Below are 13,489 nucleotides of genomic sequence, written 5' to 3'. Positions count from 1 at the left end.
TTATATAACATTAGAATACGTTATTTGCGGTAACACAAAAAGTTAAAATTATTTTAAATGCAGAATTAAGCTTTTGTTGCCTAATATTATGGTAAATAAAAATATACTGCTTTTACATTTTATTTTACTAATAGCTTTTAGCATTCATTACACTACGCTAAAAGCGCAAACAAATCAAAGCCAACAACTTAACCAGGCATTGATTATAAGTCAGCATCACCCCGATTCTGCACTTATTGTTCTTAAAAAAGTTCATGCTACAGCTTTAAAAAATAATGATATGGTTGTGGCCGGTAACAGTTTGCAGCAAATGGGGCAAATTTGTTTTAACCAAGGTCATTATGCCCAGGCATTAGATTTTTACCAGCATGCCGATAAGCTTTTTAACCAGCAAAAAAACAAAGATCTGCTTGCCGCTAACCTGAGTAAAATGGGCATTCTGTTTTATTATAATAAACAGCTTAACAGGGCGCGCGTATTGTACACAAAAGCCCTGGCTATTTACAGGCAAACGGGGAACCTTAAAGGCCAAGCCGAAGTATTTGGCGATATAGGTCACTTGTTTGAAAAATCTCGTCGGTATGATAGTGCTTTTTATTATCAGCGTATGGCGTTGAGCCGTTTTGATCAAATTAATTACAGGCAAGGCTCTGCAAAAATTTATGAAAACTTAGGCAGTATATATGAAGATCTGGCTAAATATGATTCTGCTTACGTATGTTTTAACCTATCGAAACAGTTGTACGATGATGACGGAAATACGGTAGCGGGTATTGAAGTAATTAACAACATAGGAGATGTTCTGCGTAAAACAGGCCGCTATGCCGAAAGCATTAAGCAAACACGCAAAGCTTTTAACCTGGCGCTGCAAACAAATAATTTATACCAGTTAGCCTCCTCCAGTCGCGATTTGGGTAAGGCATTTCAGCTTTTAAAGCAAATGGATAGCGCTTACCATTATGTAGAACTAAGCCGCAGATACTCTCTGGATGTGTACTCTAAAGAAGGGCTTAATCAAACGGCTTTTTTACAAGTGCTGTACGATATCAATAAAAAGAGCGACGAGATCAACAGGTTAAATACCATACGTAAAACCAACAGGATAATTACAGTGGCTGTAGTTACGGTTGTAATTTTACTGATTGTGATGAGCTTAATTATTTTTAGCAGACAGCGTTTAAAAATCAGAGATCAGAAAATATTAGCTGAGCAAAACAGATCTATTTTTGAGGCCCAACGAGACCTAATGGAACTGGAGCTTAAAAATAAAGAGCTGGAAGAAGAAAGCCTTAAACATCAATTGGAGCTAAAAGGAAAAGAACTATCTACACATACCCTTAACTTAATAAAAAACAATCAATTGCTCGAGGGCATGCGAAACACCCTGCAAGATATGGTGAAGGAAGATAAGCGTGATCAAAAAAAGCAGATGCAGCAAATTGTTCACCAGATTAACCAAAGCTTTAATCACGAGCAGCACTGGAAAGAGTTTACCACCGCGTTTGAGCAGGTACATCAAAGCTTTTTTGATAATTTAAAACAGCACAGCACCGACCTTACCTCTACCGATATCCGCTTAATAGCTCTATTAAAAGTAAACCTCAACTCCAAAGATATTGCCAGCTTGCTGGGAATTTCTATGGATAGCTTACGGGTTGCCCGCTACCGTTTACGAAAAAAACTAAACATGGAGCAAGGTGATAATTTGACCACCTTTATTCAGGCTTTGTAATTAACACCCTGCTTTTAATGTCTTAATATTACCTTAATGTAACGGTAATAATATGATAACGGAGATATTAATTAAGTATAAACTTTTGAATATTAGTTATTTATAAATTGATGTTGCTCTTTGATATACGGTGTATGTAACGGTGTTTCTTTTTTGTAACACTCATTATTTCATTAGATACAAACACTTAGCTCACATTTGTGCTATCAAAATTTAATTCACAATTTGTATCTAATCATTCCCGAAAATGAATAAAGTTTTACAGACACTGTTATGTCTCCTTATCTTCGTTACAGCGGCAAATGCTACCAAACTTAAAGGTCATGTGTATGATCAAAAAACTGGTGAGCCCATTGTTGGCGCTACTGTACTCATTGAAAAAACAAATAAAGGCACTTCAACGGGCTTAGACGGATCTTTCGAGATCAAAGATGTTCCACAGGGCTCTTTTGCTTTGCGCGTTTCCTACATATCATACAAAACAGTAACCCAAGCCATCCAAATTTTAAAGGAGGACAATCCTAAGCTTACTATTTATATGGAACCCGCGGGTAAAGAGCTACAGGAAGTAACCATTACATCATCAAAAAAAGGGTCAACCGAACGTGAGGCCCGCCGCATTGAACAGCAAGCCGTACAGGTGATGAACGTGGTATCGGCCCGCGCTATTGAAATATCACCAGATTTAACCGTTGCCAACGTAATTCAACGGGTGTCGGGCGTATCGGTTGAACGTAACAGCAACGGCGATGCCCAGTATGCTATTATACGGGGTATGGATAAGCGCTACAACTATACGCTGGTTAACGGCGTTAAAATACCAAGCCCCGATAACCAGTACCGATATGTACCGCTTGATATTTTTCCGGCCGATATTTTAGAACGTTTGGAGATCTACAAAACACTTACCCCGAATATGGAAGGCGACGCCATTGGTGGTGCTGTAAACATGGTGATGAAAGATGCACCAGAACGTTTCCAGGTCACAGCAAACATAGCCGGCGGTTATAACCAGCTATACTTCGACCGCAAGTTTATGAGCTACGATTATGGTTCAGTAAATCACAAGTCGCCTTACGATTTAAATGGCCGTACCTATAATGCCACACAAAACGATTTCCCTAAAGGTGTGTTTAATTACAGTAATAAGGTGCCTCCTCCAAATATGGTAGGTAGCCTATCCTTAGGTCAGCGTTTTATTAACAATAAACTGGGTATTATATTAGCCGGTAGTTACCAAAACACCTATCGTGGTAGCAACAGTACATTATACGGCTCGTCGGTTAACAGTACCGATACTTACGCTACATTAACCAACAAAAGCTACCGTGAATTTTCTGAGCACCAAAAACGCTACGGTTTAAATGCTAAGGCCGACTACGTGTTTAACAACAAAAATAAAATTAGCCTGTACAATGTTTATTTAAGATTAGATAACATACAGGTACGTAATGCCATTACCACTGCTTTCGATGGCACGTACACCTCATCGGCCGGGCAAAACGGGCAACCGGTATTTTCTACCCGCAGCCGTTTAACCGAGCAGCAAATTTACAATAGTACCTTACAGGGAGATCATAAATTATTTAACGATAAGTTCATTATTCACTGGTCTGGCGTATATTCTTCAGCTAAAAACGATGTGCCCGATAATACGACCATCAGCTTGAACGGTACACGTACCGGCCCTGTAGAGTACCGTACCACTTTAGTGAATACCTCACCGGTTACACGCCGTTGGGAGCGCAATACCGATGAAGATAAAGCAGGTTACCTGGATTTGACTTATAAAGCCAACAACAATGTTGATTTTACGGTTGGCGGTTTATATCGTGATAAACAAAGAAGTGGATTTTTTAATAATTACAATTTCAGCGCCATAGCGAAGGCAGACGGAAGTGCGCCAAAATTTGGTACCGATTTTCAAAACTATACAGATCTTTCTTTTACGGTAAATAATCCTGGTGGCGGAGTTAATAACTCTTTAACATACGATGCTTCCGAAAAAATAACCGCTGGTTACGGTATGGTCAAGTTTGCGGTTAATGATCTGCAAGTAGTTGGTGGAGCCCGGGTTGAGCACACCAATCAAGGTTATAACCTGCTTTTTCCGGCAGGAGAGCCAAGGCCTAAAGGCAGCCAGATTTATACCGATGTATTGCCAAGCCTTACATTAAAATATAAATTAAGTGATAAAGATCAGCTACACGCGTCATATTTCAGGGCACTTAACCGCCCGGGCTTTTATGAGATAGTACCCAGCAAAGTGGTTAACGAAGATTACCAGGAACGCGGTAACCCCGATTTGAAACGTGCCATTGCCGATAATTTCGACCTGCGTTATGAGCTATTTCCAAATGCTTCCGAACAATTACTTGCCGGTGTGTTTTATAAAAGAATCAAAGACCCTATTGAATATACTTTTCAACCCGATGCCACCCGCGGACAGGATACTTATTACAGTCCGGGTAACTTTGGTACGGCTAATAACTTTGGTGCCGAGTTAGACTATATTAAGTTCTTTAACAAAGTTGGTATCAAAGCAAATTACACTTATACCCATTCACGTATTACAACCCCAAAAACCTCAAGAAGGATAAATGCTACAACCGGCGATCTGGAACCATTCCTGGTTGATCAAACCCGTCCGCTTTTTGGCCAGTCTGAACATGTGGCTAACGTATCATTATTGTATAAGGACACTAAAAGAGGTTGGGATGCCCAATTAGCTGCAGCTTATACCGGCGAACGTATCAATACCGTATCGCAATTTCTGAATAACGATCTGTGGCAAAAGGCCTTTATACAAATGGATGCCTCGGCCGAAAAAAGATTCAAGCATGGCTTAAGCGTATTTGTTAAAGCTGGTAACATATTAAACACGCCATTAAAGCTTTTTATTAAAGGTACTAACCCCGAAAATGATAAAATTTACGAGAATGTGGTATCAAACGGACAAACACTTATTCGCAACGATTATTACAAACAAAGCTACCTTATAGGTTTACGTTACAAATTATAATATTTAAAGTATATGAAAAATTTTAAAAAACCCCTTGCAGCTTTAGCTGTTTTAGCCATTATTTTTACGGGATGTGAAAAGGCTAATATTGATGTGGATACCACCCCTGCCGATGGATCTGCTATTGGTGAAGTTTCGGGTGTTTGGGCAAAGGGAAGCACTCAGGTTATTAAAGGTGATGTGATTATACCTGCTGGAAAATCGCTTACCATTGAAGAAGGTGTTACCGTTTTAATGGATACTATAGCCAAGCCCGAATTTATAGTAAAAGGTAATTTATACTCATTGGGTACCGAGCAAAACCCGGTTCGCTTTACCGTGAACGAGTTTTATAAAACCGACGCCAAAAAGTTTGGTAAGCTTTGGGGCGGCATACTGGCTGCTCCTACCTGTGCCGAACTGGTACTTGACCATACTATAATTGAGTATGGCGGTTCTACCACATCCGATGCTTCCACATCGGTGAAACAAGGCTTGTATAAAGCCGTTGCCGGCGAAAACCTGCCCGCACTCTGGTTCTCTAATGCTAATGGTAAACTAATTGTTCAAAATAGTGTGTTCCGTAACTTCCAAGAAGATTGTACTTACATAGAAGGCGGTAAAATTATATTTGCCAATAACGTATTTTACACCACCGGTGTAAGCGGTGGCGAAGCCATGAACTTTAAATCGGGCTGTTTGGCCGATGTGGCCTATAACCTGGTTTACAGCACCAATACCAATGCATTAAAACTATCAAACAGCGGTGATCGTACACCACAGGCCTACATTATAGCCTACAATAATACCATGGTTAATACCGGCTGGCGCAGGCCAAGTGCAAAAGGCGGTTCGGTTTGGGTTGAAGCTACCGTACGTGCCGAATTGTACAATAACCTATTTGCCAACACACGTTTCGGGGTAAAAAGAGATACCAAAAAGCCGGAGGATAGCCGCTCCATATACAGCAATAACTGGTATTATGGATACGATCAAACTACGGTAACGCAGTTTCAGCCTAACTCCGAGATTGTAGGTGGGGTAAATGATATAATAAGCACTACCATAGGCGCAAATGATCCCAAATTTGTAAATTATCCCTTAAGCACATCAACCAGCAATGCAGTTTTCAATACCGGTTGGGATTTTCACTTGCAAACCAGTTCGCCTGCTTTAAACAAAGGTAAAACAAACTTTACCCGCCACCATGCCGCCGGTATTACGGCCAATGGTATCACCTATACCTCTCCTGCTCCATCGGCGTTTGTGGGTGCATTTGGTACAAAGTAATAAGCTAATTATATTGTGTTATTCTTCGGGTGGCTTATTGCCATCCGAAGAGCTTTAAGATTATCAATGAATAAAGGAATTTTTTTAATCACTGCATCAGTTGCTGTTATGCTACTGGTTAATGCATGCCAACAAACCTCTACTGCCGAACAAGCTTCAGAAAACGCGTTAGGTGCAAATATGCCCGATATAAAGCCTGCTGTTGTTACCGAACCAGTTTTGTTTGACACCGACGATCCTGCTATTTGGGTTAATCCTAAAGATAACACTCAAAGCCTTATCATTGGTACCGATAAAAACGAGGATGGTGCCTTGTATGTGTTCGACCTTAACGGGAAAATTATTAAAAACAAAGTGGTGAGCGGTTTGAAAAGACCAAACAATATTGATATTGCTTACGGTTTAACACTTAATGGTAAACCAACCGACATTGCCATTACCACCGAACGTATGACCCATAAGTTACGCATGTTTTCGTTACCAGATATGAAAGCGGTTGACCATGGCGGCATTCCTGTTTTTGAAGGCGAAACCGGATTCGAATATCGCGATTTGATGGGTATTGCCATATATACCGCTAAAAACGGTAATATATATGCTATTGCCGGTCGTAAAAACGGCCCTAAAAATGGCGGTTATTTATGGCAGTATTTATTGACCGATGATGGCACCGGCCTGGTTAAAGCCACGCTGGTACGCAAGTTTGGACAATACAGCGGTAAAAAGGAAATTGAATCTATAGCGGTAGATAATGAGTTAGGTTATGTGTACTATTCTGATGAGCAAACCGGCGTACGCCAGTATTACGCCGATCCTGCAAAGGGTAACCAGCAGTTAGCCTTATTTGGCACAACAGGCTTCAAGGTTGATCATGAAGGGATTTCCATTTATAAACTTACCGATACTACAGGTTATATTTTAGTATCCGATCAGGGTGGTAACCGTTTTCAGATCTTTAGCCGTGAGGGTACGGCTTCCAATGCATTTGAGCATAAACTTCTTAAAATTGCACCCGTAGCAGCACGCCAAAGTGATGGTTCGGATGTAACAGCAAAGCCGTTAAACAGTATTTTTAAACATGGTCTATTTGTTGTAATGAGTGATGATAAAACTTTCCATTATTACCGTTGGGAAGACATTGCTGGCAAGCAGCTAAAATTAAAAGCAAATTAGAAATCCTCATCATCGGTAAATACAAAATAGATGGATATCAAAACCGCCTATTATATTTTCGATGAGTTACAAATAATTAAATAGCAATTTCAAAACGATCATACAGCAATGCATCAGGAGGGTTGATTGTGTTTTCCTGATGTGGTATGGTATAATACTCGCCTGTCAGGATCAATCCTCGGGTGCCTTTTTCAAGGGTGATTCTTAAAAAGCCATGTTGCGTATCGCAGTAACTTTGTAACGTTACACCATTAAACAAATGGCTGTTGTTGCTATATTGCTCATCATCAATGCTGGCTATGGTATGTAGTTCATCAAAACCTCCCGAGCCCGCCACAATATAAGGCACAACTCCATCAGCGTATTGCTTGTTAAAACGTTGGTAATTGTGTACATGTCCGCTAAAAACAATATCCGGCCTAACTCCAGTATGCCTGAACGCTTGTTCTAAAAATTCGATCATAGGCTGGCTCGAACCATGATTAGTATCGGCCGAGTATGGAGCATGGTGCAGGCAAACAATAATGGCTTTATCGGGCCTTTGTTGCCCGGCGGCAGTTAATTCCTCCATAAACCATTCCTTTTGTTCCTCTGTTATAATACCATATTTAGGCACATTGCTATGCAGGCCAATAATGGTAGCCAGGGGTGTATGCAGCACCCAGTAAATATGAGGCTGAATCATACTTAACCTGTTACCATTAGCACTAAAAGCAACAGGGCGGGAAACGGTATCGCAAAAAACTTGTTTAAAGGCTTCTAAACTTTTATAAGGTACAGCAGCTTCGGGGTTTACATCACTATCGTGGTTACCGGCAATGGCAAATATGGGGGCCGGGTAATTTTGGTAAGGTTTAAAAAATTGCCTGTCATACCTGTCTGCCTCCCCATGGTGATAAACCAGATCGCCCAGGTGGTAAAGAAACATAGGCTCATTTGTTGTATCGGGCTGCTGAAATTGACCTTGCATAGCAATCGCTACCAGTTGCTGAAAACCAGGGTTGAGAACACTGCCGGTATCTCCTACCATATGAAACACTATTTTTTGGTCACCTGATACCGGCCTTACAGATGTCAATTCCAAGTGATAAGGATAAGAGCCAGAGGGTTCTGGCAAAGGCTGAAACTTGTGATTATCCTTTGGCTGATCCTTTTTAAACACTGAAGTGGTAAATTTTCCCATATCATTTAACCTATATTAATCAAAATTAAGGTTATAATGTTAAGTGCTGATGAATTTTAAAGGTATAGATGATGATGTGTGATGAGTAACTGAATATAACAAAAGTTAAAAAGTTTTCAAATGAATTCCCCTCCCTCTTGAGCTATATTTATGGAGATAAGTACTAACACTAAAATTTATTTAAGCTTTATGCAAATCTGTATTAAGATAGTTGCCTTACGCTTGCCTTTAAACTTACGGTTGTTGCTGTCATTCTGCATAAGCACTGTAAAGTGTATTGGTAAATACCTCCATAGGTTGCGCGCCACACACCGCATACTGGTTGTTCATTACAAAAAAGGGCACGCTACTAATGCCTAATGCTTGTGCTTCCTGCACATCGGCATGCACATTATTGGCGTAAGCGTCGGGGTTATTTAATGTCTCATTTAATTCGGCGGCATCCAAACCAACTTCTAATCCTATTTGAGTCAGAATATTAATATCATCAATGTTTTTACCGTTGGTAAAGTAAGCCTTAAACAGCTGCTCTTCTGCAGCTTCACCAAGATTATGCTGTTTAGCCAAATGTGTAAAACGGTGTGCATTGAAACTGTTGGCGACTACAGCCCGGTCAAGGTTATAAGTTAAACCTACTTGAGCGGCCATTTCGGTTACCTGCTTATTTAACTGTTGGGCATAATCCAATTGCCAGCCCTTTGCATCGGCCAAATATTCATCTATACCAATGCTGGTATCGGTTATTAATGCCGGGTTAAGCTGAAAACTCTTCCACTCTACCTGCACTTTATCTTTAAATTCAAATAGGTTTAAAGCTTCCTCAAAACGGCGTTTACCTATATAACAGAAAGGACACATCACATCCGACCAGATTTGTATTTTCATAACTACAATACTTCTTACAAATGTAGGTATAAACTTGTGCGATAATTACAGCAACTTTAAGGCTTAGGTACACCATAATGGTAAATAGGCTGTTTATTCCCTTCGCTAACCGTGTAATAACTTTTTCCGTTGGGTGCAAAGCCAATGGCCTCGCCAAGTCTTTCCTGTTCGTAGGCCGGTTGTTGCGGCTTGCGCTGCAGCGTTTGCCAAATTGGTTCGGCACCATTACGCCTCCAGTAATAAACACGGCTGTAACTTTTCAAAACCACCTGCGTGCCATCTTTTGATATATCGCCGCTTACTATCCATTTAAAGGGTTGTAAACCATTAAATTTCAATTGAGTGCGTTTGGTTAATATGGTTGTATCATTTAAATTGAATTGTAAAGGTGCCGTGTACACTTCAACTGTTTTACCACGCTTGGTTATTATATAAAATAATTTTTCCAAGGGGTCTATCATTAGCGTTTCGGCATCCCTCGGCCCATCAGGATACTTAATATATAACGGAGTGCTATTAACATGATATATACTATCGGTAACTTTTTTCATAGTGGGTTCGGGAACCCGGTAAATGGTTATAAACGGTTTAGATGAATCGTTATCACCTATATCGGCTATATATACATAACTTATTCCATCCTGCGGACCAGGCCCAACAGCTATATCTTCACAATCTTTAACTCCAAGTTTACCTTCTCCCACACCGTTAAAGTAAAATACTCCTTTTAATTTTCCCTGGGGAGTAATAGCAAAGAACCGACTGGTATCTCCACTATCATTGTTTATATAGTATATGTCATTTTGAACTGCTGATGATGCAATTCCCGATGTCTCATCATTTAGCGGACTTTGTAAATGACCTGAAATATAATTTTTATCGTCGGCTTTATTTTGGGCATATGCAGCGAGTTCCAATATCAATATGAGTATTGGCCATACAATCCATCTTTTTTTAAATTTATTGAGCATGTAATACGCAAAGAACGTATATTAATAAATATTTTCTATCATTAAATTAAATTTATTACAATTATAATAATCTTTACCTCATAATATTAACACATTTTATATTAAACTAATTTACAATATATTGATGTTTGCATTAATAACTTTACAAAGTGTTGCAATTAGAAACTTGTAGCCTATTTAAGCGTTAACTATTTATTAGATGCACTATAATACTTGAATTATGGAAACGCCGGTAAAACACTACAAGTTCATTAATAGTAGAACAGAAAATGTGATATACTATTACACGGTTGAGGGTAATTTAAATCCTGAGCAGATCAAAGAAAAACTCAACATAATTAAAGCACAGGTTGCCGTAACAAACGGGGTTTTTTTAGATACTGTTTATTGGGAAGAAATTAAAGACGAGGATTAAAAATTATTAGTAATTAAGCACTATTATATTTTTAACATTATTTATTGCGTATTACTTTGCCCTATGATTATATCCGGTGCCAACAAAGCACTTTCTGTGAAACCATATTTACTTGTCATACTAAGTTTAACCTTATTATTACTTACGCTGTTTACAATCGGCAATCATCCTTACTTTGTTGAAAAATGGTATGCCCGAGGTTTATATCCATATATAAGCCATCTTTTTCATAGTTTACTGGGATGGTTTCCTATTAGTCTGGGCGACATATTGTATGTAATAATTGTGCTGTACTTGCTGTATTTTACAGGGCGGCTTATCTATAAAATTATTTGCAAAAAATGCAGGCAACTTGGGGTAAGTTTATTGAAACTTGTTATTGGTTTACAGGTGTTTATCAGTGCCTTTTATTTGCTTTGGGGAATGAACTATTCCAGACCTCCGGCCTCTGTTCTCTTAAATTTAACCGAATTTCCTTATACGCTTGCCCAACTAACAGCCACAACCAGTTTGCTTATAGATAGTACTAACGCTAAACGGGCTAATTTACAAACCGCATACCAGCAGGCTACCAATAGTAGTATTTACACCTCGGCAATAAAAGCAGTTAAACATATTGGTAATAAGCACCAGGCACTACAGAGCTATCATCCAACCGCTAAACCATCTTTATTTACGCCTTTACTAAATTATATGGGTACGGCCGGATACTTTAATCCATTTACAGGGGAAGCACAGGTAAACTATAGCATGCCCCTGGTGAACCAACCGGTTACGGCCTGTCATGAAATGGCACATCAAATGGGGTTTGCAAGGGAAGATGAAGCAAACTTTATAGGATTTTTGGCAGGTATCAATTCAACTGATCGTTTGTTGCAATATTCTGCATACTATTTAGCTATGGAAGAATTTTTACACCAGGTGCGCCAACGCGATACGGTATTATTTCACCAACTGAAAACCCGCATAACGCAACATGTTAAGCAAGACATGAAAGCCGATCAAAAATATTGGCTATATTATCAAAGCAAGGCGGGCTATGTTACCGGGTTGTTTTATGACCAATTTTTAAAAGTAAATAAACAACCCGAAGGTTTGCGCACCTACAACCGCATGATTAAATTAACTCTGGCTTATTACAAAAGGCAAAGAAGATTTTAGATTTAACCATGGATAATCAAGCCGAGTAATGCAAACATTATTATTATTGAAAATACGTGGAAATATATCTTATTGGATAGTTACCACACCTTCACAGTTACGCTTGGTAACCTGGGGTGAAAAGCAAGCCAGCATTTCTTCGGCCTTCTCAACCATATTAGTCGATCCGATCATAATGGCCGATCGCTGGTGCAATTCGGTAACTTCCAGTTCTAATATACGGTCGTACCCGTTTGATGCCTTACCGCCTGCTTGCTCTACTATGTAAGCCATAGGATTACATTCGTACACCAAACGCAATTTACCATTAGGTGCATGCGCGGTTATAGGATACATAAATATACCCCCTTTAATTAAGCTTCGGTGCAGATCGGCCACCATAGAACCGGTATAACGCGAAGTGTAAGGGCGATGCGTTTTTTCATCCTCAACCTGGCAATATTTAATATATTTCTTAATACCATCTGGAAAGTGCATGTAATAACCTTCATTAATAGAGTATATGTAACCATCTTTGGGGATCTGCATATCGGGGTACGACAGGCAAAACTCGCCGATAGAAGGATCTAAAGTAAAGCCATTTACGCCTTTTCCGGTTGTGTAAACCAACATGGTCGACGACCCGTATATCACATAACCCGCCCCTATTTGCTCGGTACCTTTTTGTAAAACATCTTCTAAAGTAGCCTTACCTTCTACCGATTTACGTCGGAATATAGAGAAAATAGTTCCCACACCCACGTTTACATCAATGTTCGATGAACCGTCTAAGGGGTCGATAGCTACTATATATTTAGCGTTTTTTGAGATCTCCGAATCAATATAAATGTACTCGTCATTTTCTTCGGATACTACTATGCAGCACTCGCCGCCGCTTTGCAACGCCGCAATAAATTGCTCATTGGCATACACGTCCAGTTTTTTCTGACCTTCGCCCTGTATATTGGTGGTACCGGCTTCGCCTATAATATCGGCCAGTCCGGCCTTATTAATTTCACGGTTTACTATTTTAGATGCTATACCAATATCACGCAACAAACGCGACAGTTCTCCTTTGGCATAAGGAAAATCGGCTTGTTTTTCAATGATGAATTGTCCTAAAGTTTTTACTGCTTTCATAGGCTTAGTGTATTAATTACATATTATTAACGAGTTCCACGACTTCCAAGTTATGAATTTTTTTTTCAGAAACACAAAATTTCATCAATGTTTTTACCTTGTGCCATCCCTGTTTACCAGCTGCGCCGGGGTTTAAATGCAAACAATTAATTTTTTTATCGAACATAACTTTCAGGATATGCGAATGACCGCTAATAAATAAACCCGGCGGCTTAGTGTAAATTATACGCTTTACAGCCGGACTATATTTGTCAGGATAACCACCAATATGGGTCATCCATATATCTATATCTTCACACCTGAAACGCAGGTTTTCCGGGTAAGTCTGCCGGATATCTGCACCATCAATGTTTCCGTACACCCCACGTAATGGTTTAAATGCTGCTAACTGATCGGCCAGTTCCAGGGTACCAAAATCTCCGGCATGCCATATTTCATCACAATCGGCAAAATGTTTAAAAACGGCATCATCCAGGTAGCTGTGCGTATCTGAGAGCAGGCCAATACGGGTCATAAAGAAAAAATTTAGAGTATAGATTATAGAATCAGGAAAAAAGAT

Annotated in this window: 11 protein-coding genes; 6 read left to right on the top strand and 5 right to left on the bottom strand. The window is 39.5% G+C overall.

The window, feature by feature from the left end; genetic code table 11:
• Positions 1 to 88 precede the first annotated feature (88 nt).
• The 4 genes from ACFQ3S_RS12680 to ACFQ3S_RS12665 all read left to right on the top strand — a co-directional run bounded on the left by ACFQ3S_RS12680 (position 89) and on the right by ACFQ3S_RS12665 (position 7,196).
• Entirely contained in the window at positions 89 to 1,732 is a 1,644-nt protein-coding gene (locus ACFQ3S_RS12680) for a tetratricopeptide repeat protein (RefSeq protein ID WP_377164952.1), read from the top strand.
• A 247-nt stretch (positions 1,733 to 1,979) separates the two neighbouring features.
• The gene (locus ACFQ3S_RS12675) at positions 1,980 to 4,754 is read left to right on the top strand and encodes a TonB-dependent receptor (protein ID WP_377164950.1); all 2,775 of its coding nucleotides are present in this window, start codon (positions 1,980 to 1,982) and stop codon (positions 4,752 to 4,754) included.
• A gap of 12 nt (positions 4,755 to 4,766) precedes the next feature.
• Entirely contained in the window at positions 4,767 to 6,023 is a 1,257-nt protein-coding gene (locus ACFQ3S_RS12670) for a right-handed parallel beta-helix repeat-containing protein (RefSeq protein ID WP_377164948.1), read from the top strand.
• Positions 6,024 to 6,089: 66 nt separating this feature from the next.
• Positions 6,090 to 7,196, top strand: a complete 1,107-nt coding sequence (locus ACFQ3S_RS12665; protein WP_377164946.1) for a phytase — start codon at positions 6,090 to 6,092, stop codon at positions 7,194 to 7,196.
• A gap of 76 nt (positions 7,197 to 7,272) precedes the next feature.
• Here the strand turns inward: ACFQ3S_RS12665 and ACFQ3S_RS12660 are convergent, their stop codons facing one another.
• The 3 genes from ACFQ3S_RS12660 to ACFQ3S_RS12650 form a co-directional block, all read right to left on the bottom strand.
• Positions 7,273 to 8,379, bottom strand: coding sequence for a metallophosphoesterase family protein (locus ACFQ3S_RS12660; protein WP_377164944.1), 1,107 nt, complete (start codon positions 8,377 to 8,379; stop codon positions 7,273 to 7,275).
• 249 nt (positions 8,380 to 8,628) lie between these two features.
• Entirely contained in the window at positions 8,629 to 9,264 is a 636-nt protein-coding gene (locus tag ACFQ3S_RS12655; RefSeq protein ID WP_377164942.1) for a DsbA family oxidoreductase, read from the bottom strand.
• Between the two features lie 56 nt (positions 9,265 to 9,320).
• Complete coding sequence (locus ACFQ3S_RS12650; protein ID WP_377164940.1) at positions 9,321 to 10,181, bottom strand: hypothetical protein; 861 nt, start codon at positions 10,179 to 10,181, stop codon at positions 9,321 to 9,323.
• A 274-nt stretch (positions 10,182 to 10,455) separates the two neighbouring features.
• On the opposite strand from ACFQ3S_RS12650, the gene ACFQ3S_RS12645 reads away from it, so the two are divergent.
• Both ACFQ3S_RS12645 and ACFQ3S_RS12640 read left to right on the top strand, forming a co-directional pair.
• On the top strand, positions 10,456 to 10,650 hold the full coding sequence (locus tag ACFQ3S_RS12645; RefSeq protein ID WP_377164938.1) for a hypothetical protein: 195 nt from the start codon (positions 10,456 to 10,458) through the stop codon (positions 10,648 to 10,650).
• A 63-nt stretch (positions 10,651 to 10,713) separates the two neighbouring features.
• On the top strand, positions 10,714 to 11,811 hold the full coding sequence (locus tag ACFQ3S_RS12640; protein ID WP_377164936.1) for a DUF3810 domain-containing protein: 1,098 nt from the start codon (positions 10,714 to 10,716) through the stop codon (positions 11,809 to 11,811).
• Positions 11,812 to 11,880: 69 nt separating this feature from the next.
• On the opposite strand, the gene fbp is transcribed toward ACFQ3S_RS12640, so the two are convergent.
• Together fbp and ACFQ3S_RS12630 are read right to left on the bottom strand one after the other, a co-directional pair.
• Positions 11,881 to 12,930: a class 1 fructose-bisphosphatase gene (gene fbp / locus ACFQ3S_RS12635; RefSeq protein WP_377164934.1), complete on the bottom strand. Its 1,050-nt coding sequence runs from the start codon at positions 12,928 to 12,930 to the stop codon at positions 11,881 to 11,883.
• Between the two features lie 16 nt (positions 12,931 to 12,946).
• Positions 12,947 to 13,444: a metallophosphoesterase family protein gene (locus ACFQ3S_RS12630; RefSeq protein WP_377164932.1), complete on the bottom strand. Its 498-nt coding sequence runs from the start codon at positions 13,442 to 13,444 to the stop codon at positions 12,947 to 12,949.
• Between the last annotated feature and the right edge of the window lie 45 nt (positions 13,445 to 13,489).

The sequence above is a fragment of the Mucilaginibacter terrae genome, from assembly GCF_042679325.1.
Taxonomy (GTDB): Bacteria; Bacteroidota; Bacteroidia; order Sphingobacteriales; family Sphingobacteriaceae; genus Mucilaginibacter; species Mucilaginibacter terrae.
This window is presented reverse-complemented; position numbering and strand designations above follow the sequence as displayed.

What these genes read in the sequence shown, in the direction of transcription:
- ACFQ3S_RS12640 (WP_377164936.1), top strand. Translation starts at nt 10,714, where the DNA reads ATGATTATATCCGGTGCCAACAAAGCACTTTCTGTGAAACCATATTTA.
- ACFQ3S_RS12645 (WP_377164938.1), top strand. Translation starts at nt 10,456, where the DNA reads ATGGAAACGCCGGTAAAACACTACAAGTTCATTAATAGTAGAACAGAA.
- ACFQ3S_RS12630 (WP_377164932.1), bottom strand. Translation starts at nt 13,444, where the DNA reads ATGACCCGTATTGGCCTGCTCTCAGATACGCACAGCTACCTGGATGAT.
- ACFQ3S_RS12680 (WP_377164952.1), top strand. Translation starts at nt 89, where the DNA reads ATGGTAAATAAAAATATACTGCTTTTACATTTTATTTTACTAATAGCT.
- ACFQ3S_RS12675 (WP_377164950.1), top strand. Translation starts at nt 1,980, where the DNA reads ATGAATAAAGTTTTACAGACACTGTTATGTCTCCTTATCTTCGTTACA.
- ACFQ3S_RS12670 (WP_377164948.1), top strand. Translation starts at nt 4,767, where the DNA reads ATGAAAAATTTTAAAAAACCCCTTGCAGCTTTAGCTGTTTTAGCCATT.
- ACFQ3S_RS12655 (WP_377164942.1), bottom strand. Translation starts at nt 9,264, where the DNA reads ATGAAAATACAAATCTGGTCGGATGTGATGTGTCCTTTCTGTTATATA.
- ACFQ3S_RS12660 (WP_377164944.1), bottom strand. Translation starts at nt 8,379, where the DNA reads ATGGGAAAATTTACCACTTCAGTGTTTAAAAAGGATCAGCCAAAGGAT.
- ACFQ3S_RS12665 (WP_377164946.1), top strand. Translation starts at nt 6,090, where the DNA reads ATGAATAAAGGAATTTTTTTAATCACTGCATCAGTTGCTGTTATGCTA.
- fbp (WP_377164934.1), bottom strand. Translation starts at nt 12,930, where the DNA reads ATGAAAGCAGTAAAAACTTTAGGACAATTCATCATTGAAAAACAAGCC.